At 31.5% G+C, this 26,566-nt stretch carries 25 protein-coding genes; 8 read left to right on the top strand and 17 right to left on the bottom strand.

Going from position 1 to position 26,566, the window contains the following annotated elements; genetic code table 11:
• Positions 1–2 precede the first annotated feature (2 nt).
• Together JJ842_02300 and JJ842_02295 are read left to right on the top strand one after the other, a co-directional pair.
• Positions 3–323, top strand: a complete 321-nt coding sequence (locus JJ842_02300) for a DUF3007 family protein (GenBank protein MBO6970746.1) — start codon at positions 3–5, stop codon at positions 321–323.
• Between the two features lie 28 nt (positions 324–351).
• Positions 352–1,194: a tryptophan synthase subunit alpha gene (locus JJ842_02295; GenBank protein MBO6970745.1), complete on the top strand. Its 843-nt coding sequence runs from the start codon at positions 352–354 to the stop codon at positions 1,192–1,194.
• A gap of 82 nt (positions 1,195–1,276) precedes the next feature.
• On the opposite strand, the gene JJ842_02290 is transcribed toward JJ842_02295, so the two are convergent.
• Positions 1,277–1,633 (bottom strand): AbrB family transcriptional regulator, encoded by a 357-nt coding sequence (locus JJ842_02290; GenBank protein MBO6970744.1) that lies wholly within the window; start codon positions 1,631–1,633, stop codon positions 1,277–1,279.
• Positions 1,634–1,731: 98 nt separating this feature from the next.
• On the opposite strand from JJ842_02290, the gene JJ842_02285 reads away from it, so the two are divergent.
• A complete protein-coding gene (locus JJ842_02285) occupies positions 1,732–2,001 on the top strand; it encodes a YciI family protein (GenBank protein MBO6970743.1) in 270 nt (89 codons plus the stop codon).
• A gap of 194 nt (positions 2,002–2,195) precedes the next feature.
• Here JJ842_02285 and JJ842_02280 read toward each other — a convergent pair whose 3' ends face one another.
• The 4 genes from JJ842_02280 to JJ842_02265 all read right to left on the bottom strand — a co-directional run bounded on the left by JJ842_02280 (position 2,196) and on the right by JJ842_02265 (position 4,668).
• A complete protein-coding gene (locus tag JJ842_02280) occupies positions 2,196–2,516 on the bottom strand; it encodes a hypothetical protein (protein ID MBO6970742.1) in 321 nt (106 codons plus the stop codon).
• Positions 2,517–2,885 (bottom strand): DUF1232 domain-containing protein, encoded by a 369-nt coding sequence (locus tag JJ842_02275; GenBank protein MBO6970741.1) that lies wholly within the window; start codon positions 2,883–2,885, stop codon positions 2,517–2,519. It abuts the gene before it with no gap.
• Between the two features lie 37 nt (positions 2,886–2,922).
• Entirely contained in the window at positions 2,923–3,846 is a 924-nt protein-coding gene (locus JJ842_02270; GenBank protein MBO6970740.1) for a sigma-70 family RNA polymerase sigma factor, read from the bottom strand.
• Between the two features lie 162 nt (positions 3,847–4,008).
• Positions 4,009–4,668, bottom strand: a complete 660-nt coding sequence (locus JJ842_02265) for a bifunctional phosphoribosyl-AMP cyclohydrolase/phosphoribosyl-ATP diphosphatase HisIE (protein MBO6970739.1) — start codon at positions 4,666–4,668, stop codon at positions 4,009–4,011.
• Between the two features lie 63 nt (positions 4,669–4,731).
• On the opposite strand from JJ842_02265, the gene JJ842_02260 reads away from it, so the two are divergent.
• Positions 4,732–5,202: a 6-carboxytetrahydropterin synthase gene (locus tag JJ842_02260; protein MBO6970738.1), complete on the top strand. Its 471-nt coding sequence runs from the start codon at positions 4,732–4,734 to the stop codon at positions 5,200–5,202.
• Between the two features lie 49 nt (positions 5,203–5,251).
• Here JJ842_02260 and JJ842_02255 read toward each other — a convergent pair whose 3' ends face one another.
• From JJ842_02255 to JJ842_02215, 9 genes are all read right to left on the bottom strand, one after another.
• The gene (locus JJ842_02255; GenBank protein ID MBO6970737.1) at positions 5,252–7,834 is read right to left on the bottom strand and encodes an AAA family ATPase; all 2,583 of its coding nucleotides are present in this window, start codon (positions 7,832–7,834) and stop codon (positions 5,252–5,254) included.
• Between the two features lie 67 nt (positions 7,835–7,901).
• Positions 7,902–8,252 (bottom strand): plastocyanin, encoded by a 351-nt coding sequence (locus JJ842_02250; GenBank protein MBO6970736.1) that lies wholly within the window; start codon positions 8,250–8,252, stop codon positions 7,902–7,904.
• A 60-nt stretch (positions 8,253–8,312) separates the two neighbouring features.
• Positions 8,313–9,296, bottom strand: a complete 984-nt coding sequence (locus JJ842_02245; protein ID MBO6970735.1) for an NAD(P)-dependent oxidoreductase — start codon at positions 9,294–9,296, stop codon at positions 8,313–8,315.
• An 8-nt stretch (positions 9,297–9,304) separates the two neighbouring features.
• The gene (locus tag JJ842_02240) at positions 9,305–10,345 is read right to left on the bottom strand and encodes a uroporphyrinogen decarboxylase (protein ID MBO6970734.1); all 1,041 of its coding nucleotides are present in this window, start codon (positions 10,343–10,345) and stop codon (positions 9,305–9,307) included.
• 118 nt (positions 10,346–10,463) lie between these two features.
• Positions 10,464–12,728 carry a 1,4-alpha-glucan branching protein GlgB gene (glgB, locus tag JJ842_02235; GenBank protein MBO6970733.1) on the bottom strand — a complete coding sequence of 755 codons (2,265 nt, stop codon included), beginning with the start codon at positions 12,726–12,728 and terminating at the stop codon, positions 10,464–10,466.
• A gap of 52 nt (positions 12,729–12,780) precedes the next feature.
• The gene (locus JJ842_02230; GenBank protein MBO6970732.1) at positions 12,781–14,361 is read right to left on the bottom strand and encodes a CocE/NonD family hydrolase; all 1,581 of its coding nucleotides are present in this window, start codon (positions 14,359–14,361) and stop codon (positions 12,781–12,783) included.
• 7 nt (positions 14,362–14,368) lie between these two features.
• The gene (locus tag JJ842_02225) at positions 14,369–14,635 is read right to left on the bottom strand and encodes a hypothetical protein (protein MBO6970731.1); all 267 of its coding nucleotides are present in this window, start codon (positions 14,633–14,635) and stop codon (positions 14,369–14,371) included.
• A 52-nt stretch (positions 14,636–14,687) separates the two neighbouring features.
• Positions 14,688–15,095, bottom strand: coding sequence for a DUF4332 domain-containing protein (locus JJ842_02220; protein ID MBO6970730.1), 408 nt, complete (start codon positions 15,093–15,095; stop codon positions 14,688–14,690).
• Between the two features lie 10 nt (positions 15,096–15,105).
• Positions 15,106–15,549, bottom strand: a complete 444-nt coding sequence (locus tag JJ842_02215; GenBank protein MBO6970729.1) for a hypothetical protein — start codon at positions 15,547–15,549, stop codon at positions 15,106–15,108.
• Between the two features lie 115 nt (positions 15,550–15,664).
• On the opposite strand from JJ842_02215, the gene JJ842_02210 reads away from it, so the two are divergent.
• The 4 genes from JJ842_02210 to JJ842_02195 all read left to right on the top strand — a co-directional run bounded on the left by JJ842_02210 (position 15,665) and on the right by JJ842_02195 (position 21,893).
• Positions 15,665–19,543: a translocation/assembly module TamB domain-containing protein gene (locus JJ842_02210; GenBank protein MBO6970728.1), complete on the top strand. Its 3,879-nt coding sequence runs from the start codon at positions 15,665–15,667 to the stop codon at positions 19,541–19,543.
• Between the two features lie 66 nt (positions 19,544–19,609).
• Positions 19,610–20,920 carry a glutamate-5-semialdehyde dehydrogenase gene (locus tag JJ842_02205; GenBank protein ID MBO6970727.1) on the top strand — a complete coding sequence of 437 codons (1,311 nt, stop codon included), beginning with the start codon at positions 19,610–19,612 and terminating at the stop codon, positions 20,918–20,920.
• 10 nt (positions 20,921–20,930) lie between these two features.
• Complete coding sequence (gene folB, locus JJ842_02200) at positions 20,931–21,293, top strand: dihydroneopterin aldolase (GenBank protein ID MBO6970726.1); 363 nt, start codon at positions 20,931–20,933, stop codon at positions 21,291–21,293.
• A gap of 6 nt (positions 21,294–21,299) precedes the next feature.
• Positions 21,300–21,893 carry an alpha/beta fold hydrolase gene (locus JJ842_02195; GenBank protein MBO6970725.1) on the top strand — a complete coding sequence of 198 codons (594 nt, stop codon included), beginning with the start codon at positions 21,300–21,302 and terminating at the stop codon, positions 21,891–21,893.
• Here the strand turns inward: JJ842_02195 and JJ842_02190 are convergent.
• The 3 genes from JJ842_02190 to JJ842_02180 form a co-directional block, all read right to left on the bottom strand.
• Positions 21,886–23,973 carry a M3 family metallopeptidase gene (locus JJ842_02190; GenBank protein MBO6970724.1) on the bottom strand — a complete coding sequence of 696 codons (2,088 nt, stop codon included), beginning with the start codon at positions 23,971–23,973 and terminating at the stop codon, positions 21,886–21,888. The two genes, JJ842_02195 and JJ842_02190, sit on opposite strands and share 8 nt — an antisense overlap.
• A 13-nt stretch (positions 23,974–23,986) precedes the next feature.
• The gene (locus JJ842_02185; GenBank protein ID MBO6970723.1) at positions 23,987–25,531 is read right to left on the bottom strand and encodes an NAD(P)H-quinone oxidoreductase subunit 4; all 1,545 of its coding nucleotides are present in this window, start codon (positions 25,529–25,531) and stop codon (positions 23,987–23,989) included.
• A gap of 79 nt (positions 25,532–25,610) precedes the next feature.
• Entirely contained in the window at positions 25,611–26,558 is a 948-nt protein-coding gene (locus JJ842_02180) for a homoserine kinase (GenBank protein MBO6970722.1), read from the bottom strand.
• Positions 26,559–26,566 lie beyond the last annotated feature (8 nt).

The following is a 26,566-nucleotide window of genomic DNA, read 5'->3' as shown; positions in this document are numbered from 1 at the left end:
AATTGACTAAAGGAAAAGTTATACAAATAGGTTTATTTATTTCATTAATAGGATTAATTAGTTATAAATTTGCACCGCAAATTGGTATCGATAATTTTACAGCCACTACTCTATCAAGTTGTATCTTGATTTTGATTGTTATTACTTGGGTAACATCTTATGTTTATAGAGTTGTAAATGGAAAAATGACTTTTATGGAACAAAGGAAGCGTTATAGAAAAGAGTATGAAAAAGTTGTTAATGATAAACTAGAAACCAAATTCAATTCATTATCAAAGGAAGAGCAGCAAAAACTTATGGAAGATTTAGAGAAAAATCCATGAATTTTTCATAGAAAAATATCTAAAAATTATGAAAGATAGCAAAATGCAAATTACTAAAAATGAATCTTTATCTAAGGTGGATAAGATGTTTTGTGAGTTAAAAAATAAAAAAAAATTTGCTTTAATGCCTTTTATAATGGCTGGGGATCCCAATATTGAAATAACGTCTGAGATCTTATTAAAGTTACAAGAAAATGGAGCTGACCTTATTGAATTAGGTATCCCGTATAGTGACCCACTTGCAGATGGACCTGTTATCCAAGTGGCGGCCTCTCGCGCCTTAAAGTCAGGTACTAGCTTAAGAAAAGTAATTAAACTTTTAGAGTCTTTAAAAGATAAATTAAATATCCCCATCATCCTTTTTTCTTACTTAAATCCATTACTATGTTTTGGCTTTGAAAGGTTTTGTGAGATGGCATCTGATGCCGGAGTTTCTGGACTAATAGTTCCTGACCTCCCTTTGGAGGAAGCTTATAAATTTTCTAAAATAGTTAGTAACCATTCTATGGACTTAATTTTATTGGTAGCGCCAACTACTCCTTTTGAAAGAATGAAACAAATATCAAATCATACAAAAGGCTTTACTTATTTAGTGAGTGTTACAGGTGTCACTGGTGAGAGAAACAAAATGGAAAATAGAGTAGAAAATCTTATTGCTAAATTAAAAGATGTTAATAGCAATCCAATTGCTGTTGGTTTTGGAATATCAACTCCAGAACATGTTAATAAAGTTCGTGAGTGGGGAGCAGATGGAGTAATTATTGGGAGTGCATTTGTAAAACGAATCTCGAGCTCAAGTGAAAAAGATGTTGTCGATCATGTTGGCGAGTTTTGTAAAGAAATGCGTTTAGCTGCTGATCAAAAAAAATAAATACAAAGATAATTTATTAATTAAAAGAATTATTTATAGAAAATTAATTAAAAATGTTATTACCAATTTTTTGCTTTTGTCTTTAAGAATCTTCTGTAGGTAATAATCTGATTTGTTTTCTTCCGAGCTTAATTTCGAATTCATCACCTGCTTTTAAATCAAGAAGTGCTGTATATGCTTTCCCAATCAGAAGATTTCCATTGCCTTGAACTGTCGCAATATAACTAAGTTTTCTTCCACCTTTCCCAATACCTGCAACCCCAGAATCACCAAGATTAACCCCTTTTGCTTCTAAAAGTGCTTCATAAAATGCTGTAAAGTTTAAGCGTTCACCTCCGTTTTTTTTAGTGGAAACATATCCACAGGCGCGAACTAGGTCAGATTTGCTAACATCACCAAGTTCTTTAACTTTTGCAAGGAGATCGCTACCAGTTAGCATAATTAATTAAAAGAAAGTTGTATTAAATAACATAGCAATCTGCGTGTAATATATGCAATTATTAAGTATCTATTCATTTCTATTATTTATATTTAAAAATGGAAAAGTTTGTAGTTTTTGGACGGTATTGTGAAGATGCAATTATTAAAAGGAAACCATTTCGAGAAGAACATCTTAAGAGACTTAAAAACTTAAAAGATAGCGATATTTTAGTTACATTAGGGCCAACAAAATGTACCAAATATTTGTTTGGAATTTTTAATGCAAATGATGTAAACGAGTTGAAAGATCTTATTGAGGAGGATATATATTGGAAAAAAGGTATATGGATTAATTATGATATTTATCCCTGGATTCAAGCATTTTAAATATGACTAACGAAAAAATTTAGTAATTATTAACTATTTATTAAAAGGATTAATTAAACCTTAAAAATACATATTATTTTTTCTTTAATAATCCAATTATTTATCTTATCTAGGAGTTAAAACGATATATATTTAAACGTTAGTTTAAGAGGTTAAATCATTTTTAATTAAAAATATATTATTTTAAATAATATTTATTTACTAGTATCTTGATTTATCTGGTTTACTAATGAGTCGATATCTAATTGATTATATGGTGGTGTTTGTTTTGTTTCTAGATAATCGTTCTTGATATTGTTTAACCATTTTTGCTCAATCTTTATAAGATTTTTTGCAATATTGAACATGCCGCCTTTTTTATATAATTCTTTCATTTTGATAATAATCTCGGAGGTTCTACTCGATTTAATATTTAATTCATTTGCTAAGTCTTTTTGGGTAAATCCATGCGTTTTTAACCAATCTTTAATGAAGGAGACGAGTTCTTTTTCTTCCTGTATAGATAATTTACTCATTCAATAAAAAGGAAATAACTTATTAAGCTTATTCTCTGCTCTTGCTCTTATTGAAGGAGTCATGTATTTGCTCCATATACTGAGTACTGCTGTGAGGGCTACAAAATCATCACTAAAACCAACTAAAGGCATAAAGTCAGGGAAAAGATCAAATGGCATAATCAAATATGCTAGAGCAGCCATTAATGAAACTCTCACTTGTGCAGGAGTATAAGGATCTAAGGCCATCTCCAAAACTTCTAAGGCAGGCTTGGCAATTGTTCTTCCCGCTTTAATAAGAATCTTGATAATGATATTTTCGTCAAATGTTGAACTTTCTAAAACTTCAGCATCATAGATTTTTTCTTGAGTTTTGTAATTCTCTTTCATCCTTATAAATAAAATTTAAATATTTTTAATGAAATTTTTAGCTAATACTATCAACTAATCCATTCTGTATTCCTGCTTTTCTAAGTTTTCTTAAAGCACGTTGAACAACTTGTCGGCAATATTCCCTGCTACAACTCATATGTCTTGCAACTTCAGCTAAAGTTCTCCATTCATTTGAGCCGTCTAAACCAAATCTTAAGCTTACTATCTTTCTTTCTTTCTCAGTTAAATTTGCTTTATCTAATAACTTCCAAGCCGAGGCTGTCCTTTCGGCTAATTCGGCTAATTCCATTGGGGGAGTTTGATCACTTGGAAGAATATCAACTAACTCGGAAGGATCTGATTTTGACTTAACAGTACCTTGTAGACTAACAGTGATGCTTCTCAATTCACAAGAAAGGAGTTCGTCAATTTCCTCTTTGGTTATTTTCATTTCTTCAGCTAGCTCATCACTAGTAGGTGGAATACCCTTAAGTTGCATAAGCTTTGATTTTGCTGATCTTAGTTTTGTAAGTTTTTCATTAATGTTAACAGGAATCCTTATCGTTCTACTTTGAGTTGACAATGCTCTATTTAAACCTTGCCTGATCCACCAATAAGCATAGGTGGAAAATCTATGTCCTCTAGACGGATCATATTTTTCTACGGCCCTTGTAAGACCTAATGTACCCTCCTGAATCAAGTCCAGTAATTCTAATCCTTTCCCTTGGTATCTCTTGGCGAGGTTGACAACAAGTCGTAGGTTAGCTGTTATCATCTCGTTTTTAGCTTTTTCACCAATTTTTATCTTTTTTCTCTCAGCTTCGGAATATTCACAAGCAGGGCCTTTCCCTCCTGCCTCTTGACATCTATTAACAAGCACAACCATTTCTTGGACTTTTCGGCCCATTGTGAGTTCTCTTTCTGGAGTCAAAAGTTGATGACGTCCTATTTCACCAAGAAAATCGCTTAATGAACTCACGATTTACCTCTTTGTTGATATATTTAACTTATAGTCAATTCATTAATAAGCCATACATGTAATAATTAATTAATAATTAATTAATAATTAATTATTAATTAGTTAATTAACATTATTTCAAATTTTTAGGTCAAACAATCATAAATTATAAATTTTTATTAATTAATTTTTTCTTCTTGATTCTAAAACAGCCAGTACATCTCTCCACTCAACGCCTTTATGCTTAAGGGCTACTTGCAAATGATAAATTAAATCAGCAGCTTCATTTGAGATTGAATTTTTATCATTATCTTTGCAAGCCATTATAAATTCTGCAGATTCCTCTCCTATTTTTTTTAAAATAGTATTACTGCCTTTTGTTAACAGATGATTTGTGTAACTTTTTTCTGATGGATTTATTGATCTATCGTTAATTGTATTGAATAATTCAGAGCAAATATTTGAGAAGGGAGTTGTTTTTTTCTCTTTTTTATCACTTTGATTAATTTGGATTTCGTTGAAAAAACAACTTTTTTCACCAGTGTGACATGCACCTGAGCCATTTTGTTCAATCAAAAGGATTAGTGCATCATTATCGCAGTCGAATCTTATCTCCTTAAGTATTTGAGTACTTCCACTAGTAGCTCCTTTTCTCCAGATTTCGGATCTAGATCTACTCCAGTAATGAACGTTTTTTGTTTCAAGTGTCATTGTCAATGATTCTTTATTCATCCAAGCAAGCATAAGAATTGATCCGTCAAGCCAATCTTGTGCTATTGCAGGGATTAAACCATAATTATCAAAGCGTAGATCTTCTATCGAAAAATTAGTTGAATAAGTCATTATGTTTGTTATGTTAAATCCTATTCATTGTGTCTTAATCAAAATTATCCTAACAGTTAATTGATGTATCTTCATTCTCTAAAATTTTCATGCAGTAAAAGTTACGAGGATTTTCCCTGTTCACATAGGCAATGGCGTCATGAAGGCCACTGCCGATTTGTGCATGGATATTCAAGATCATTCACCTTTTGGTTTACTGCAAAAAAATTAGACTTAAATGGTTTTGTTGTCGATTTTTCAAGTCTAAAGCCCCTAGAAATTAAACTAAAGCAGCAATTTGATCATACTTTTTTGATAAATAAAGATGACCCTTTGTTGAATTACTGGGAAAAATTACATGACTTAGATGCTTTAGATCTGAGAATTATGGATAATGTGGGAATGGAGTTCACTTCTGAATTGATTTGGAGATGGGCTAATGAATACTTACAGGATAAGGATAAGGGCAGAACATGTTGTTGGAAAACAGAATCAAAAGAAAATAAATCTAATAAAGCAAGTTATGAGGAAATTCCCGATTGGTTCAAATCTTAGATTAAAGTTGCTAAAGTTCAAGAAATATAGGATTCTTCAATTTAGATCTTTAATCAACAATTATCTCTCCATTAACCAGATAAATATTAATCTCGTCTTTATTAAGGTAATGATTATTCAATATGTTGTTTGAAATTTTTGTCTCAATTTGTTTTTGAATAATTCTTTTTAAAGGCCTTGCACCAAAGGCATGATCGAAACTATTTTCGACAAGTTGGTTAATTGCCTCGTCCGTAATTTTGAATTTTAAGTTTTTTTTGTTAAGTCTTTTTTCTAAATTTTGAAGCTGGATTTTTGCAATTTCTTTTATGTCATTTAATTCTAGATTATTAAAAATAACTATTTCATCAAGTCGATTTAAAAACTCAGGCTTGAAAAATTTTTTCAGTTCATAATCTACAACTTTTTTAATTTCACTTCTATCTTCTTTTCTTACTGATAAATCATTTATTGATTGACTTCCTAAATTACTTGTGAGAACAATGATTGAATTTTTGAAATTTATTGTACGACCTTGACCATCTGTAATGTTTCCATCATCAAGAACCTGTAAGAGAATATCTAAGATATCTTTGTGAGCTTTCTCTATTTCATCTAGGAGTATTAATGAATAAGGATTTTTGCGTACAGCTTCAGTTAGTTGACCGCCTGATTCGAAACCTAAATATCCAGGTGGCGCTCCTATGATTTTGCTAACTGAATGCTTTTCCATATATTCAGACATATCCAGTCTTGTAATTGAAGAATTTGAATCGAATATAATTTTTGCAGTCACTTTACTCAGCTCTGTTTTCCCAACACCAGTTGGACCTAAAAAAAGGAAACTGGCTAATGGCTTGTTTGGATCATTTAGATCAGTCCTTGATCTCTTAATGGAATCTGCAACAGCTCTAATGGCACTATCTTGACCAATGATTTTTTCTTTAAGGATCGACTCTAGACTTAAAAGCTTATCTTTTTCTGACTGGTTTAAGTTTTGAACTGGAATTGAAGTCCACTTTGAGACAACTTCTGCAATATCATCAAATGTCACCTCTTGCCTTAAAAGACTTGTCTCCCCATTTTTTTGAGAATTTACCAGGGAATCACTTTTTTCTTTTAATTTTTTTTGTAAAGAATTTAAAGTCCCAAATTCCAATTCTGCTGCTTTATTGAGGTCAAAACTCCTTTTGGCTTGATCTATTTTTAATTGGATGGATTCAATCTCTTCTTTTATGGAGCTAATCTCATTAATTTCATCTTTTTCTTTTTTCCATTGAGCACCTAATTCTTCTTGTTTATCTTTAAGTAAAATAAGTTCATTATTGATTTTTTTTAATCTTTCTATTGAAAAATCATCTGTTTCTCTTTTTAAAGATAACTTTTCCATCTCAAACTGAAGGACTTTTCGATCGATCTCATCAATTTCTTCAGGTTTGGAAGTTATGACCATATTCAATCTTGAGGCTGCTTCATCGATTAGATCTATTGCTTTGTCTGGAAGAAATCTATCGTTAATGTATCTTTCGCTAAGGGTGGCTGCTGCAACCAAAGCATTATCAGAAATTCTTACACTATGATGAACTTCATATCTTTCTCGTAATCCTCTTAATATTGATACAGTATCATCTATTGAAGGAGCATCAATTTTTATTTTTTGAAATCTTCGTTCTAAAGCAGGATCTTTTTCTATATTTTGTTTGTGTTCAATAATAGTTGTGGCACCAATACATCTTAGTTCTCCTCTTGCAAGCATTGGTTTTAATAGGTTGCTTGCATCTAAAGAACCTCCACTAGCACCAGCTCCAACAACTGTATGAATTTCATCAATAAAAAGAATGATCTTACCGTCTGATTCCTTAACTTTCTTCAGGACATTTTTTATTCTTTCTTCAAATTCTCCACGATATTTTGCTCCAGCTATAAGTGATCCCATATCTAATGAAATTAGTTGCCTATCTTGTAGGGCAGAAGGTACATCGCCATTAATAATTCTTTGAGCCAACCCTTCAACAATGGCCGTTTTCCCAACCCCAGGTTCTCCAATAAGAACCGGATTGTTTTTTGTTCTTCTACTCAATATTTGAATTGTTCTTCTAATCTCTTCATCCCTACCAATAACTGGGTCTAAAATTCCATCTCGTGCAGATTGAGTAAGATCAATACCATATTTTCCCAAAGACTCATTAGAAGTATCAAATTCGTTTTTTACTGCTGGATCTGACTTCATTTTCTTTATAGTTTCAAGAAATTCTGGAATGCCTTTTTGATTTAAAATTTGAAATCCATATTTATTATCATAAGTGAAACCGTAAACTAAGTGTTCTGTTGATATCACTACATCATTTAAAGTATTTTTAATATCATTTGCTTTCAAAAATATTTTGTGCAGAGTCTCACCGATATATAAATTATCTTGCTTATCTTTCATTTTTGCCTTCGCATTTAATGAAGAAATTATTTCCCTCTCAAGATCTTTTAAATTTACATTATTTTTTTTTAAAATCTTTTTTGTAATATTGTCATTTTTTATAAGAGCTAATAATAAATTATCAGAGTCTACATTTTGTTGATAATTTTTAAAAGCAATTTCTTTGGAAAAAATAAAACAGTTCCAAGCAGAATTTGAGAATTCGCTTGGAACTATTTTCATCAATTAAAATTTGGGTATGACTGTAATAAATATTAAGTCAAAAAGGGTGTATAACTATTTAGAAGATTTATTCAACAATAACTTTACCTACCATTCCAGCTCCTCTGTGTGGCTCGCAATAGTAATCATAAGTTCCAGCAGTATCAAATGTTTCTTCCCAAGACTCTCCTGGAGCAAAAGCTAGGTCCGCATGACTTAATTCCTCATGACCATCAAAAACAGCATTGTGAGGGGCAAGTTTATTATTGACGAATTTAACTGTATCACCAGCACTAATGGTTACTGTACTTGGTTCAAATGCAAGCATTCCAGCATCTGTTCCAAGTTTTACTTCAACAGTCTTAGCTGAAACTGATGAAATACCTAAACCTAGAGTTAAAACTATTGCAAATAACCCTGCAAAGATTGAACGTAACATAATAAAAAATTTGCTTATTTATACATATTACAAGTCTTTGGTAACCTAACTGTGAGAATTTTAATTGTTATTACAGCTTGGTAACTTTGATAACCTTAAAATATCATTCAATGACTTGGCATAACTTTTAAGTTTAAAAGTCTCAGGATTAGTGATGGGGACATGATTAAAGTCATATTTTTTGATACTGAAGCTATCCCAAGGAGTAGTTTGGATGGGGAGAATTCTTAATAATATTTTTAGAATTTTTTTTGTAAGCGGTATCGCAACAAATCTCCTCATATTATTTTTCTTTAAAAGTGTAATTATGGCATCATCAATTGAAATGAATTTTTGACCTAGCACAAATTTTCTAAAGCCTTTGTATTGCTCTTCTTTATGATTTTTAATTAGAAACCCGCAAATCTGGGCGATATCATTTGCGTGTATAAAGTGAAATTTAGAATCAAGTTTTAAAAATCTTGCTAACCAAAGCCATTTTCTAATTTCTTTCAATCCACTAGTTAAATAACTCACAGGAAATTTACTTTTTTTTCCAAGATTCCCTCCAAAAACCAAGGTAGGGAAAACAGCGAATGTTTTTTCTGCAAATGAGCTTTCTCTAAGTCTCTGGAAACATTCATATTTTGTTTGAATGTACTCTGTTCCATAAATCAATGATTCCCTCATTAATTCTGTTTGGGTATCAAGAATGCTAGCTGTTGAAAAATAAATAATCTTTTCTAACTTATCAATATCAAGCATTTCAAGTAATTCTTCAAAAGCTTTTATGTTTACTTCATAGGCTCTTCTTGGATCTCCCCAAGCTGTAGCAGTATGTATTAGGTAATTAATTTGACTCATTTCCTTTTTGTACCTATATGCTTCCCTAATATCACACACCATTAACTTGACTTTTTTATTTTCTTGAACAGAAATTGGCAACTTACTTTTGTCTCTTACCATTAGATAAAGCCTGAATTTTGTGTTTTTTAAAAACCAATCAACTAAATATTGGCCAACACATCCATTCGCACCTGTGATTAATAAGTTTTTATATGCCAAGACTTTGACTAGTAAGTGAGTTTTTTTCCATGTTCAAAAAATGTTTGAGCATTTTCTTCTGGAGTTCCAGGTAAAATCCCGTGACCCAAATTAAGAATATATTTTCTGTCTTTAATTTTATTGAAAGTATTATCTATCCTTTCTTTTATTGATTCTTTATTCCCGAATAAAATTCCGGGGTCAACATTACCTTGAATTCCTATCCCGCTAGGGATTCTCTTACAAGCCTCTTCAATATCTACTGTCCAGTCTAATGAGATAATATCGACTCCAGTTTTTGCCATTCTTTCTATGACACCAGCACTTCCTGAAATGTAGAGAATTACTGGTGTTTCTGGGTATTCCGCTTTTACAATGTCAACAACCTTTTTTTGATACGGCCCAGCAAAGATATCGTAATCTTGTGGACTTAGTTGACCAGCCCATGAATCAAAAATTTGTACTACTTGCGCTCCAGATTTTATTTGATATTTAAGATATTCACCAATGCATTTTGCAAAATGATCAAGAAGTTTATGAAGTAAATCTGGTTCTTTAAAAGCCATTGATTTTATTAAAGAATAATTTTTACTGCTTTTACCTTCAACTACATATGCGGCTAGAGTCCAAGGCGCGCCAACAAAACCTAAAACTGTTGCCTCATTATTCACATCTTTTTTTAGTGAAGAAAGAACTTGCCCAACAAAACTTAAACTCTCACTTGGATTTAATTCTTTTAAATTTTCTATTTGGTTAAGAGTTCTTATTGGGTCCTCAATTATTGGACCCTTACTTTCTATTATTTCAAAATTTATGCCCATCCCTGGAAGAGGGGTGAGAATATCTGAAAAAAGGATCACACCATCCGGTTTGAAAGCATGAAAAGGTTGCATTGAAATCTCATATGATAGTTCTGGATTTTCAGACCTCTCTCTAAAGCTTGGGTACCGCTCCCTTAAATCTCTATAGATTTTCATATATCTTCCTGCTTGCCTCATCATCCATACTGGAGGCCTATTTACTTTTTTACCTAATGCGGCAGAAAGTAGTAGTGGTAAATCTTGACCCATTTTTCAATTCGATATTTTTAAAAAAAAATTAAAATCCAACTTAAAAATCTTACAATGTAAAGCAGAGCAAAAGCGTTATATGAACATTTATATGAAGCACTAAGTTAAATGAGCCTTCTTATTTCTTTGATTGATGTTTGAAGATACTCACGCTTAATGGGGGCAAAGCAAGTTCTAGAGCATTTTGATAATCATGAATATTGTAATTTATAGTTTCTTTACCCCCCATATTTCCTTTGTTACTGCCCCCGTATCTAGAGCCATCTGAATTAAATATTTCTTTATAGAATCCTTCCAAAGGAACACCTACTTTGTATGACCCATGAGTATTAGGTGTAAAGTTAGCAACAACAACTAGCCACTCATTGGTATCGTTTTCTCTTCTCATGAAACTTATAACCGAATTAGATTTGTCATTACAATCAATCCATTGAAATCCATAAGGATCAAAGTCATTTTTCCATAATGCAGGTTCATTTTTATAAAGAACGTTTAGGTCATCAATCAAGTTTCTGATACCTTTATGAGGCTCAAATTCTAGTAACTCCCATTGCAGATCATCCCAAACATTCCATTCTTGTCTTTGCCCAAATTCCATTCCCATAAATATCGTTTTTTTACCAGGGTGGGTCCACATATAAGTTAGTAATGCTCGAGTATTTGCATATTTCTTCCAGTCATCGCCAGGCATTTTATGCAAAAGATGACTTTTCCCATGGACAACCTCATCATGACTAAGTGCAAGCATGAAGTTCTCTGTATAGTTATATGTAATTGAGAAAGTTACACTATTTTGATGGAATTGCCTAAACCAAGGATCTATTTCAAAATAATCAAGCATATCGTGCATCCATCCCATATTCCATTTTAAGTTAAACCCTAACCCTCCCATGTCGGTTGGTTTGGTTACCATTGGCCAGGTTGTTGATTCTTCAGCGATAGAAAGTGCACCTGGAAAATGTTGGAAGAGTACATGATTAGCCTGTTGAAGAAATTTAACGGCTTCTATATTTTCATTACCACCATTTTCATTGGGTATCCATTCTCCATCTGGACGTAGATAATCTCTATAAAGCATTGAAGCTACAGCATCTACTCTTATGCCATCGATATGAAACTCTTCAAACCAATAAACGAGGTTAGCTACTAAGAAATTCCTCACTTCGTTTCTGCTGTAATTAAATATTAGGGTTCCCCATTCTTTATGTTCACCAATGCGTGAATCTCCATGTTCATAAAGATGACAACCATCAAAAAATGCTAAACCATGCTTATCTTTTGGAAAATGACCAGGTACCCAATCAAGAATTACTCCTATGCCCTCATCATGACATTTATTGACGAACTCTCTAAATTCATTTGGCGTCCCAAATCTACTTGTTGGTGCGTACCAGCCTGTAACCTGGTATCCCCATGAACCATCGAAAGGATGTTCAGATATTGGCATTAGTTCAATATGAGTAAATCCTCTCTCCTTTACATAAGGGATGAGTTTTTCGGTTAATTCTGGATAAGTTAATAATCTTGTTCCAGGTTTTAAATCGGCTGCAGGCACTGGGTCTCTTGGTTCGCCATTGTCTTCAAGATATTTATTTTCGGTTGATTCATGGAGCCAGCTTCCTAAATGCATTTCATAAACTGAAATTGGCTTGTTAATTTGACTTGAAGAATCTCTATTTGAAATCCAAGAACTATCATTCCAATTAAAGTTTTTCAATTTTGAAACAATTGAACCATTTTGAGGTCTGATTTCATGTTGGAAACCATATGGATCAGCTTTCTCATAAATGTGACCTTGTTGTGTTCTTATTTCATATTTATATGTGTCTCCCTCTTTCATTATTGGCATGAATAGTTCCCAAATTCCCCCTAATCTTTTTTGCATTGGATGATGTCTTCCATCCCAAGAATTTATATCTCCAATTATCGAAATTGATTTTGCATTTGGAGCCCATATGCAAAACATAACACCATTTTGATTATTTTCTTCAATGAGATGCGCTCCCATTTTTTCCCAAATATGATGATGATTACCTTCTGCAAACAGATGCCTATCAACTTCTCCCATCCACTCCTCTCTATATGACCAAGGGTCATGTTGTGTATGTGTGATTCCACCTCGTGAAATATTTATTTCGTAATCAGAATTTGGATTTTCAGGCATAATCGCTTCAAAAAGCCATTTATGGTTTATATTTTCGGCCTTGTAGGAATTATTTTTAAAATTTATTTTTACTTCCTCGGCTTCAGGCATCCATACTCTTATTACCCATTGTTCTTTATAAAAGTGGGGACCTAATATTTTTAATGGATTATCATTGCAACAATTTTCTAGGTTGATAGCTTCTGATTTAATCCAGTCTGCTTGAATTGTCTCGATCATGACTGGTAGATATTAAGGATTAATAATATCAAATTATTAACCAAAAAAATAATTATTTATTAAAAAAAGGGGTCATTTTCATAAATGTTTTATTAAGGCTAAAACTTAGAGTAATAACTCTATGATTTGCTGAAGGGGCTCCAACATTGCCCTCCCCGTATCCAGGATTAACTCCAATAGCGGGATAAGCTGTTGCAGATATAGATAAGCGAAGCTTGCTACCTTTAATTAAACAAATATTTGTTGGCTGCATAGTTATTTGATAAATGGATTCTTCACTTATTTTGGAGTTTTTAACCCTTAAGAATCCAGTTGAAAATTGATTCACCTTCTCATTACCTTCTTCAACTAGAGATAAAGCAAGGCAGATATCGAAATTGGGCTGATCACTTTTTACAGAGATGTCTAGTGAGGGAATTCCTCTGAAATATTGATCTTCTTCAAAATAATTTGTTTGAAAAACACCTACATCCAGGCGTTCATCAATAACATTTCTATTAAACTTTCCTGGATTTGGACCTAAATGACCACCTTCAGATGGAGTAGGTCTCCATGGATCACTAACAATTGTAAACCATCCTGAGCCTTTTTGATTTATGGTCATACTTCCATCTTGAACCTCTACATTTGCTGTGCCATCGCTTTTGAGCCCAAAAATAAATTCAGGGTGGAATTTATTATCTAATTCTTCCCATTTATTTAATGAAATATTCCATATTTTTTTCTCGCCTTGTAAATTCTTAGAATTAAATTTTTCATTTAATTTTAAATGTTTATCAAAAAATTTTAATAAAGATTCTTGTGAGCCCTCCCACCAATTTAAATGCGTCGCATCCCCAATAATAATCTCTGGGCTTCCGCCAACCTCTTTAGATTTTTTATAAAGATCAAAGGCACCTTTTAAATGTGGATCCCAAAGTCCTCCAATAATCAACATAGGCTGTTTAATCCATGTTGAAATTGGTTTAAATTCTTCAAAAGGGCTTGCATTATTCAAATTTTTAAACCATTCCAAAACAAAACTATTAGGATCATATTTTTTTAAATTATCAATTCCTTCTCTTAAATAACTATTATTTTCTAAAGCTAATCTTATCTTTTCCCACTCATAAAATTTATTTTCTCTTTTCATTTTTAGTGCTGCGATTTGAAGTCCCCATGCAATATTGTTATGCCACCAATATGCTCCTCCATCTGAGCACCAATGATCCTTAATATTCATCCCAGTCATTGCAGGAGATAAGCAATCGGGCGGTTTTGAATTTAATTCACCAGTTAATTGAGTAAATCCTTGATACGAAAAACCATATAAGCCAAGTTTCCCATTACATTCTTTTAGAGACCTAACCCATTGATGTGTTTCTGAAGTATCGCTGGCTTCTTGAGAAAAACCATTAAAAAATCCTTCAGAAGAACCCATGCCTCTAACATCTTGAATTATGACCATATACCCTTTAGAAGCCCACCATTCAGGGTGAGAATAGGTGATAGTTGAAGCTATTTCCCTGCCATAAGGTTGTCTCATTAATAATGCAGGCCATGGCCCCTTATTATTAGGTGTCCAAATCCTTGATATAAGCTTTACTCCATCTCTAAGTACTAGAGATTTATCAAACCATCTTGAACCAGACATTTAAACTTTAGATAATGTCTGGACAGTGAAGCCCAATGACGTAAATAGAAAAGATCTCTGCGTTAACAGGAGTTAACTTTTGTTTGTTTGATACATACTCTATAGCTTTATCTGAACTAGCTGAAATACCTTTTGAATTAAACTCTCTAAACTTATTACATAAATTCCTAGCTTCGTTTGGATTCTTTTTTACACTTTCCAATAGGTTAGATTGACTAAAAACTGGGTATAAAGAGTTGGAAAACAAAAATAACAAAAATAACAAAGGTTTCATTATCACTGGCTTTTTCTAAATTCTACATTAAAAAATTTTTTTATCCAAGATTTCAAATAGATTTTTGGATTTGACTAGCTTTTTTAATCCACTCTTTTAAAAGAGTAAAAGTTGTATCTGTCTCAGTTTTAACTCTAAGATTTCTTTTTAATCTCCCAATTTTACATTCTATTTCGTAAGGAGTAGATTGTGATAATGATTTAAGAGAAGATATACCGCAATGTAAAAGTAGATATGCTTGCGGTGGAGAAATTCCAATTTCTTTTTTAAAAATAGCTATAGCTCTAATTTTCTTTAGATTATTAAGTGTGCATAGTGAAGATTTTCTTTGAATCTCATTTATATCTAAATCCGAAAGATTACTTAATTTTTCAAAGTCAGTCAGATTGTTTTGAATAAAAAAAGATTTCTCATGCCTAAAATTAGATGGTAAAAAATCTAAAAAGGTTTTACTTTTCATTTTTAAAAGACTAATTCATTTTGACATTTTTTTGAACTACTCCTATAACTACTGGTTTACTTACACCATCTGAAATTTTTTCAAGTTTTCTTATCTTTATTTTTACATTCGCACCAGATCTGCTTCCTTTTCTAAGGTTTTCCGATAATTGTTGTAAAGTTGGTTTGATAGATTCTTCTGGAAAGTCATCATCTGCTTTAGCAATAATCAAATCGAACCCATTGTCATAAACAATTGGAACATATTTTGCTCCTTCTAATACAACATTTTCGGTGTAACTTTGTATAAATGCCCAACTACTTAGAGAAAGCAATAATGAAAAGATAGTTGCTCCAACTATTCGAAATTTAAAACCAAAATTAAATATAAAAGCTGCTATGGTGCAAATGAAAAGAAATATTCCAAAGAATCCAAAAATTTTGGGTGTGTTCTCTAATAGTTCAAAAAAAGACATTTAGTGGCTTTGACCTGATTAATTTCTTATATTTTGTAAGCCTACTCTATTTTTGGGCTCTAACTTGAAAAAAATTAGATCTCTAAATTTAAATACTAAGATTCTTTTAGTAGGGATGCTTTTACCCTTAGGTTTTTTAGGCTCTTTTTTATTAAATAATTTTTTAAAAGAAACTTATAGTTCTAGGAAATTAGAACTAGAAAAAAGTATTGAGAATCTTTTAGCTAAAAATGTTGATTTAGGTGATTATGTCGGGATTAGATTTTTAGGTATTTCTTTAGGTAATTCAAAAATTAATGATAAAAAAAATATAGATTCTGAAATTAAAGCCAAAAATGTTTATGTGGGCATTATGCCTTTTAAATCTTTTTTTAAACAAAAATGGATTGTAAAAATAGTTCCTAAGGAAGCCGCTATAAATATAGATAGAGATTTTTTTAACAGAAACGAATCTTATAAAAATGCTCGAAGCACAAAAAAATCTCAGTCAAAATATGAATTGAACTTTAACTTAAATAAATATTCAATCCTTAAGTTTAAAAAAGTAGGATTGAAAACAAAAATAAAAGGGAATGTTATCTACAAGTCAAGTAATAGACAAATTATTGCAAATTTAAAATCAAATTTTGATGAAAAAGGTTTTTTAAAATTTAAATTTAATACAAAGTTGAATCAAGACTTTTTAAGTCTAGATTTATTTTCTAGGGGTTTAGATCTTGAAAATTCTGAATATATTTTTGGTAACAGAAAATTTAGTTTTAAAAAAGGAAGTTTTAAATCTAATTTTAAATTTAATAAATCATCAACTCAAACATTTTGCAAAGGAAGATTCTCTTTTTCTAATTTAAAAATAAAACCAGAAGCTTTTTCAGAGAATATAAATTCAGATTCAACTAGTTTTTTTTGTAAAGATAATAATTTAATTGGTAATTCAGAAAACTTAAATTATGGAACTTTGACTTCAAATGTTAATCTAAATGTCCCATTAAATAAAAGTTCTTATAAAGTTGATCTTAAAGGTAGTGTTGGATATATTGATAGTCTCAATCCAGATATTAAATTTTCTGGCAATATTCCTTATTGGTTCGATAGAAGAGGGATTAATTTTGGTGATTTAGATTCTAGTTTTAAAATAAATAGAACTCAATTATCTAATTTAAATATTTTCCGAAAGAATGATATAAGGGGTTTCATTACTGCTAAAGGAGAATTAAAAGGAAATATTACTGATCCTGATATTTCGATCAACTTTAATGTTGATTATCCGCACTATAAAGGTATCCGTATTAGAGAAATATGGGAGGGAGATATCAAAAAAGAGAATAATAAATTTCTGCTAAATATGAAAAATAGATATTCTCCAATCCCTTCATTTCTCTCAGTAAAGTTTGATTCTAAGCTCAAACTAGATAACGCAAATTTTATAAGAGTTTTCAATTCAAATAAAGGAAGTATAGAGATAATCAAAGAGAATGATATTTATAATTGGAGAGCTGATAATTTTCCTCTTGATGAACTTGAATTATCTTTAAGCAAAAATCAATTCGATAGAATAAGCGGAATTATTAATGGCGCGGGTTCAATATCTTCAGACCAGTCATATCTCGATGGACGATTCGCTTGGAGTTTAGGTAAATACAGAAATATAAAGTTGGCAAATTCATTATTTGATTTCAACTTCAAAAATAATTCTTTTTATGTAAACTCTTCTTTGTATCCAATCGATGGAGGAGAAATTGAAGTCGAATATGATTCAAATAAACAAAATCCAATTAATTCGGAATTTACCAATATAAGTACCAATTGGACCATTCTAACCGCAGTAGATATTTTTAACTTTGAAAATAAAATAGGTTTTCCAATAAGTAAATCGAATATTTTGGATGATTTGGAAATTGATAAAAATAACAATTCTTTTAAAGAGAGGATTGATTTTATTAATAACTTTCTCGAAAATAATAGTGCTTTAGACAGTAAATTTAACTTGCAAAAATATTTAAATAAATTTCGAAGTAGATATGATGCAAAATTAACTATTAAAGGTGATAAACCATCAAACTATAAATTAAGTGCAAAATTAAATGGATATCTTGATATTTCTGCGGATGAATACAAAAATGAGAAAGAGGAATTTTCTATAGATTTGGAAGGAGGATTATTAAGAGGTGAAGGTTCTTTAAAAATTAGAAAACTTCCATTAAGTGCCGCCAATATCTTTTTAAATCAATCGCGAGACTTTCGTGGAGGATTTGATATGAATTTGTTTTATAATCTTGATGAAAAATCTTTCTATAGTGAAATTACTTCCAACAATTTATTATTAAAAAATAACCAAATTTTATTTGACAAAGGACTTATTGAATTTAATGATTCTATTTTTAATATAGATTTTTCCTTACTAATAAATGATTCCAAAATTCCAATAAATATTGAAGGCTCAATACCAATTAATAAATCAGATAATTTAGATTTAAGATTGATTGGAAATTCAGAATTTATTGAATTAATAGATTTTATTGCTGGTGAATACTTTACCTTCAAAGAAGGTGATTTGAATCTTAGAATGATAATAAAAGGTACTATAAATAAACCTATATTAAATGGATTTGTCGTTATCAAAGATTCTGAAATAGATTTTTATAACAATATCATTAAAAATATTAATAGCCTAATAATTTTTGACTTTGATTCTTTAGAGATTAAGAAGCTAGAAGCGAATGCAGAAGATTCTGGAAATATTTTTATAGTTGGTTCTTTGCCTTTTTATAATAAAAATAACTCTGGTAATGCAGAGATAAATTTGATAACGAATAAATTCAATGTAAAGACAAATAATTTTAATTTCCTAATAGATTCTGATATCGATTTAAGTGGATCATTTGAAAGTCCTATTTTGGGAGGTAATCTATCTTTAAATAATGGATTTATTAACTTCAATAATACCAACAAAAAAAATAAAATAGAAAGTAATATTAAATCAAAAGAAGATAAAAAAAATTGGCCAGAACTATATTGGAACAACAAAAAGAATATTGAAATAATTTCAAATGAAACAATTTTGGATTCGGTTCTTTTAGGAGAAACTTTGCCTAGTTACTTGGATAATCTGAGTTTTGATAATCTTAAATTAAAACTTGGACCAGATTTTAAACTTCAATATTCAGAAATAGTTTCAGCTTATTTAGATACCAAATTAGATCTTAATATAAACGGTTTAGTAGCAAAGGATTTAAACGCTAGGGGTCTAATTTATCTTAAAAAAGGTAGAGCTAATTTATATACTACCCCTTTTAAGCTTGATAAAAACAAAGACAATTATATTTTATTTGCTTCAAGGAGTGGTGTGGTTCCATATATTAATTTCTCTTTAGTTAGTAAAGTTCCAGATTCCATAATACCTATAAGTGAAAATAATCAGGATTCAAATATCGCTGGTGATATTAATGCAGATGAGACTTCAAGTGGTTTTGGAGCATTTGGAATTGGCAATACGAGGCTTATCAAAATTGAAGCTTCTTATGAGGGGTTTTTGGATCAATTATCTTTTGAGGATGAGAATAAAAGAATCCAACTAAGGAGTATTCCTAGTTATAGTAGATCTCAAATTATAGGCTTAATTGGAGGTAACTCTGCAAATTTAATAAATAGAGCATTTATTTCTCAAATTAATAATGCCGATGCTTTTAGTGAAAGATTTCAGTTCTCTTTATATCCTGCGTTAATAGAAAATAATGATTCCTTAAATAATATTTTTTCTAATGAAAATTACGAAATAGAAAATAATGAGGCATTTTCTTCTCAAGCTTGGGTTGCTGAAGTAGGACTCGATATTACTGATTCGATAAATTTTGCATTTCAAACTGTTCCAGGTAGAGATGATATTTCACCGCTGGGAATTTTGACTTTTCAGGCCACTTCCAACTTAGAATTATTAGGTTCTTATGATTCTGATGGGGATTGGAAAAGTCAAGTTCAATTATTTTTTAGATATTAAGTCATAAAGAAAGTTAGTTTAAAGAATCGTTAATTTGAATTATTATTAGATTAATTAAAAAATATTATGGTTAATATCTTTGAAGTTTCTCAACCAGGTAATGATCTTCTAGAAAAAGCTGATCAAGTTCGTTTGGCATCAATAAAAATAAGTCAAACTGAAAATCAAAATAGAATTAAAGCCTTAAATTTTATGGCTGATAATCTAGAAAAAAATTCTAAAGAAATTTTAGTGGCTAATAGTGAAGACTACAAAAGAGCAGAAAATAAAGGAATTTCAAACGCTTTACTCTCTAGATTAAAGCTTTCAAAAGAAAAATTAATTTCAGGAATTGAAGGAGTAAGAAAAGTTGGCGACTTGTCTGATCCTGTAAATCAAGTTCAGATAAAAAGAGAGCTTTCCAAAGGACTAATCCTTGAAAGAAAAACAGTGCCCATAGGAGTTTTAGGGGTTATTTTTGAATCTAGGCCCGATGCGGTTATGCAGATTAGTTCTTTAGCAATAAGATCAGGTAATGGAGTAATACTAAAGGGTGGTAGTGAAGCAAATTTAACAAACGCTGCAATTGTCAATGCCTTACAACAGGGATTATCAAAATCAGGTCTTGATAAAAATGCAATATGCCTACTTACAAGCAGAAAAGATAGTATGTCTATGTTAAATCTCGAGAACTATATCAATTTAATAATTCCAAGAGGAAGTAATGAATTAGTTAAATTTATTCAAGAGAATACAAGAATTCCTGTGCTAGGTCATGCTGATGGAATCTGTCACTTGTATATAGATAATGAGGCAAATCTTGAAATGGCTTTATCAGTTGCTCTAGATAGTAAAATTCAATACCCTGCTGCATGTAATGCTATTGAAACTTTATTAGTGCATAAAGATATTGCATCAGTTTTTCTTGAAAAGGCTATACCTTTATTTAATTCTAATGATGTTAAATTAATCGGAGATAAAAGATCTGTTGAATTAGGTTTAAAGCATGAGGCTAGTCAAGAAGATTGGCAAACTGAATATTTGGATTTAATCTTATCGATAAAAATTGTTGATGATCTTAATGAGGCAATAGCTCATATACAAAAATTTAGTTCAAAACACACAGATGGAATAATTACTGAAAATTTAAATACTGCTAATAAATTTATGAATGTAGTTGATAGTTCAGGCGTTTTCCATAATTGCTCAACAAGGTTTGCAGACGGGTTTAGATATGGATTCGGAGCTGAAGTTGGAATATCTACTCAGACTCTACCCCCACGAGGACCTGTAGGTCTTGAAGGTTTGGTAACTTATAAATATTTCCTAAAAGGTGTTGGAAATATAGTTGATGATTTTTCTTCTGGAAAGGCTATCTATACTCATAGGGATCTTTGAATTTTTGAAGATGGAGACATTTTTAAAAATTGAGAATATTAAACTTTGGGCTAGAGTAGGAGTCCTAGAAGAAGAAAGGAAATTAGGACAATTCTTTATTTTGGATATACTTTTGTGGACTGATTTTGAAAAGTGTACTGAAAATGACGATATAAAGGAAACAGTTGACTATTCAAAACTAGTTAAAATTCTAAAAGACCAATCAAGGAAAATATATTGTTTTACCATCGAAAAATACTCAAGCGCCATTTTAGAAATAATTGATCAGGAATTTAAGCTTTCAAAAATTAAAATTATTTTGACAAAATGCAATCCTCCAATTACGGGTTTTGATGGGAAGGTTTCAATAGTAAGAATTCTTGAAAAAAAATAAAAAGGGTTGGAAAAAAGAAATCCCATTATATTAATTCATGGTCTTTGGAATACTTCAAGTATTTTTTCTTCTATCACCTCAAAACTCGATGATATTGGAATTGAATATTTTGCTCCAACTCTTAATCATTCGTTCGGAATGACTTCAATTATAGATTTAACAAATACATTAAATGAATTAATTTTAGATAAATACGGTTTAGAAAAAGAAATAGATATTTTGGGCTTTTCTATGGGAGGAATAATTGGTAGGTACTGGCTTCAAAAATTTAATGGATATAAAAGAACAAGAAGATTTATATCTATAGGTTCCCCTCACAAAGGAACATTAATGGCTCAGTTAATACCTAAATACCCTTTTAGAGGGATATCAGAAATGAAAATAAATAGTAAGTTTTTGAGAGAACTAGCAAAGAATGATTTTTTTCTGGATGATATCAAATGTATAAATTTCTATACTTATTGGGATCTTATGGTTTTCCCTAGCTGGTGGACTAATTTAAATAAAGGAAAAAAAATATCAGTAAAAGTATATAAACATAGAAATCTTGTGAGAAATAAATCAGTGGTTGACAACATAATCGGTGAAATTATTATGTAGCTCCAGATAGCCCCAAGTGTCTTATTAAGGAATCTGTTTGTGGCTCTCTACCCCTGAATAGTTTGAATATGTCTAGTGGAGGTAAGCTTCCACCCAAGCTAAGTATTGTATCTTTAAATTTCTTTCCTATTAACTTTAGATCTTCAGAGTTTTCCAGATCAGCTTCTTCAAACATTGAGAAAGCATCAGCACTTAGAACTTCAGCCCATTTATAGGAGTAATATCCTGCAGAATATCCTCCTGCAAATATATGACTAAAACAACAAAGAAATTGATCTTCTTGAATTGGTTCAATAACTGTAGTTAGTTTTGCAATTTCTCTTCTTATTTCATCTGCCGTTTCACCTTCTTTTTTATCAATATTACTGTGTAATCTGAGGTCTGTTATTGCAAAATGTAGTTGTCTAAGAGTAGCCATACCACAATTAAAAGTTCTATTCTTTAGGAGCTTCTCAAAATTTTCATCGGATAATTTTTCTCCTGTTTTGTAGTGCTTAGCAATATTCAAAATTGTATTTTTATGGAAACACCAGTTTTCCATAAATTGACTTGGAAGTTCGACTGCATCCCATTCAACGTTATTTATACCAGCTGCTTGAGGAAGATTTACAGTAGTAAGCATATGTTGAAGACCATGACCAAATTCATGGAATAGTGTCTGAACTTCATCAAAACTCATCAAACTAGGTTTATCTTTTGATGGCGGAGTCTGATTACAAACGAGATAAGCTACGGGGAGGGTCTTTTTACCAACATTATTTTTATTCAAACATTCATCCATCCAAGCTCCTCCTCTTTTTGATTCAGGCCGAGAATATGGATCGAGGTAAAAAGATGCTATTTTGTTATCTTCTTTATTAAGGATATTAAAAAACAAAACATCATCATTCCAAAGAGGAACCTCATTAGTTGCCTCAACAACTTTAATTTCAAAAAGATTTTCGCTTAATTTAAATAAACCTTTCAAAACATCATTTAGTGGGAACCATGGTCTCAAAGACTCTTGATCCAAATTAAGCACTTCCTTTCTAAGAAGTTCAGACCAATAACTGATATCCCATGGCTCAATATTCTGCGATTTTGGAAAACCGTTAGCTTTAGAAAACTTATTGAGGGTTTCTAATTCAATTTTTGCGGTTTTCAATGCTGGTTCTCTCAATTCTTCTAAAAGATTTTCAACATTCTTAATTTCTTTCGCCATTTTCGTTGACAAACTTAGTTCTGCCCAACTTTTATAACCGAGAAGATTAGCCTGTTTCGTTCTAAGAGATAATATCTCTTCAATGATTTCAGAATTATTTTTTTCTCCTTGAGACGCCCTACCAACGAATGCCTTATATAGTTTTTCTCTAAGGTTGCGGTCGGTGGCATATGTCATAAATGAAGTATAAGTTGGTATATCTAAACTTAATTTCCAAGGACCATTTTTAATATCAACTACCTCTTCTTTTTTTAAGTGATTGTGCGCAGAAATTGCCATCAATTCTAGAACCCTTTCAGGAAGACCATTGACTTCAGATTTTTTATTTAATATTAAAAACCATTGATTAGTGGCATCAAGAACATTGTTGCTGAAGTCTGTTGATAGCTTCCCAAGTTTTTCCGAATTATTGTTGAATTCTTCTTGATCTTTTTTTTGCAATGAAATTCCTCTATGTTGCATCTCAAGAATTTCTTTGTCTAAAATTCTGTTTTTGATTTGATCAAAGTTATTTGTCTCTTTAAGCTTAATTAAAGAATCATAGATTATTTTACTTTGCCCAAATTTGTTACTCAAGCTGATGATTTCGGGAAGAAACTTTGAATAAATATCTCTAAGACTTTCAGAATTGTTTACGGCATTTAGGTGGCTTATTACTCCCCAACTCCATCTAAGAATTTCATTGATTTCATTTAAAGGATTTATAACTTTATTCCATTTTAAATCATTTTGAATTAGGTAATTAGATAAATCTTCCTCTATGTTTTTAAAGTCTTCGGCTATCTTCTCTAGTACTCTTGGAAATTGTTTACTGATGTTTTCAGGGGTAAATTTTTTAAATTCTGGTAATTCTCCATGTTTAAAAATTGAGGTTTCCATTTATTTAGACAGATTAAACTAAACTAATGTTTGAAATTAACCCAATTAACTTAGCTAAAGTTAGCTGCTGACTGAGAGCATTTGTTGAAGATTCGTATAAATTTATGGCGATTTTGGGCCAAAAACCTATTACCAGTGTAGGTAACAATAAACTGAAACCAATTGTCAATTCTCTACCATTCATCTCTTTGACTGTAGCTAGTGCAGGAATTCTTGGGCCAAAGAATACTCTTCTACACATTGATAATAGATATATTGGTGTTAGAACTAAACCTATAGCTGCAATAAGAATCGTTATCGATCTAAATATAGAGCTGAAGCCTTCTTGACTTGTGATACCTAAAAATACAGTTATTTCACTTATAAAACCGCTCATCCCAGGTAGAGCTAAAGATGCCAAAGAGCTGGCTAAGAAAAAAGCAAAAGTTATTGGTAAGACCTTTGCTAAACCGCCCATATTCGGTATCGAAAGAGTATTTGTTCTTTCATAGAATGAGCCAGTAACAAAAAACATTGCTGCAGCGATAAGTCCATGGCTGATCATTTGTAACATTGCTCCGCTTATCCCTAGAGCATCTACTGCTCCAATCCCTAATAGAACAAAACCCATATGACTAACTGAGCTACATGCTATTCTCCTTTTGACATTATCTTGTGCAAATGCATTTAGTGCTCCATAAATTATATTAATGATTCCAAGAATAATTAATGCTGGTGCAATTTGAAGGTGCACTTCAGGTAGTATTTGAACATTGAATCTTAGAAGAGCGTAGCCCCCCATTTTTAAAAGTATTCCAGCTAATAACATTGAAACTGGTGCATTAGCCTCTCCATGTGCATCTGGTAACCAAGTATGTAATGGAAAGATAGGAAGTTTTACTCCAAAACCAATTAAAAATCCTAAATAAGATAATAGTGCAAGGCTTCCTGTTACATGTTTATTCGTTAAATCGGTAATATTTAAAGTAAAAGTATCACCAGTCAAAGCAAGAGCTAAACCACTTATGAGTATTAATAAAGAGGCTAAAGCAGTATAAAGAATAAATTTTGTAGCAGCATATAATTTCTTTTTCCCTCCCCAAATAGCAATAAGAAGATATACCGGAACTAATTCAAGTTCCCATGCCAAGAAAAATAATAGGAAATCTTGAGAGAGGAAAACTAATGCTTGTGCTGATGCTTGGACTAATAAGAGAGCAAAATATAGATTAGATTTCTTTTTTATTTTCCAACTTGCGGCAGCTGATAAAAATGTAATCAACCCACTTAAAGCTACTAAAGGAGCAGATAATCCATCTATTCCAAGTGACCATTCTAAGCCTATTGAGGGTAGCCAGGAAGCTCTTTCTACCAGTTGCAAAGAGCTATCTGAAGTATTGAATTTTTGAAAAAGTACCCCGATTATTAGTAAAAAATCTACAAATAAAAAACTTAATGAGATATTTCTAGGTAGTGTATTATCTTCTCCTTCTTTTGAACTCAAGAAAGGCATTATTAATGCCCCAATTAAAGGCATTAAAACGACAGATGATAGCCAAGGAAAAGATTCTAGATTCATTTATGGAATGAATAATTTTTTTATTCTAGTTGAAGTTGTACTAGCTTGAGACTATAACATTAAAAATGCCTAAGTAAAACTACTTACCAGAGATAGTGCTAAATTGGCTACCAGTTGTTTGAACGTTTAAGAATGGTGCTCTGCTTGCTATACCTGACTTTTCCCATGCTCTTACCATTGCTTGACTAACATTTTTACCATTTTCTTTTTTACACAAAGCTAAGATACTTGGTCCAGCTCCACTAATTGCGCATCCTAGAGCACCTGCATTTATAGCGGCATCTTTGACTTCTAGTCCACCTTTAATAAGTTTCCATCTGTAGGGTTCATGTAGCTTATCAAACATTCCCTCTTTTATAAGATCCTCATTTCCTGCCTTTAATCCATTTAGCAACAAAGTAAGTGCCCCCATATTTGTCACTGCATCAGATATGGGCACATTCCTAGGCATAACCTTTCTTGCTTCACTTGTGCTTAGACGCATAGCAGGTATAGCTACAACAGCTTTAATCGAATCGTGCCAATCACACCTTATTATTCTCCATCTTTGAGAAGAAGACCTCGCTGTCAGACAAAGACCCCCTAAGAGAGAGGGAACTACATTATCAGGATGACCTTCTATATCAATGGCAAGTTCAAGAAGTTTTTCTTTAGACAATGGAGAGTTCATTATTGCATTTGCTCCTATCAGTCCAGCAACTATTGCTGTAGCACTGCTTCCAAGTCCACGTGCAGGCGGCACTGCCAATTTAACTCTTGCTTCTAGTGCGAAAGGTTCCATATTTGCACTTTCCCATACTTTCTGAGCCGCCCTAAAAACTAAGTTTTCAGGTCCTCCTCTTAAATGATTACCATCGTTACTTTCCATTATTAAATCAAATCTATCTCCACCACCTTCAATTCTTGTAAAAATAAATTCATTATATAGATCTAATGCTGCTCCAAGGCAGTCAAAACCTGGCCCCAAATTAGCTGTTGTGGAAGGTACTGTTGCTATTATTTTTTTACCAACTTCTGGGATATACATTTTTTGTT

The sequence above is a fragment of the Prochlorococcus marinus CUG1433 genome (assembly GCA_017644425.1).
Lineage (GTDB): Bacteria > Cyanobacteriota > Cyanobacteriia > PCC-6307 > Cyanobiaceae > Prochlorococcus_A > Prochlorococcus_A marinus_U.
Note: the sequence above shows the minus strand (reverse complement) of the source record. Positions and strands in the feature narration are given on the sequence as shown.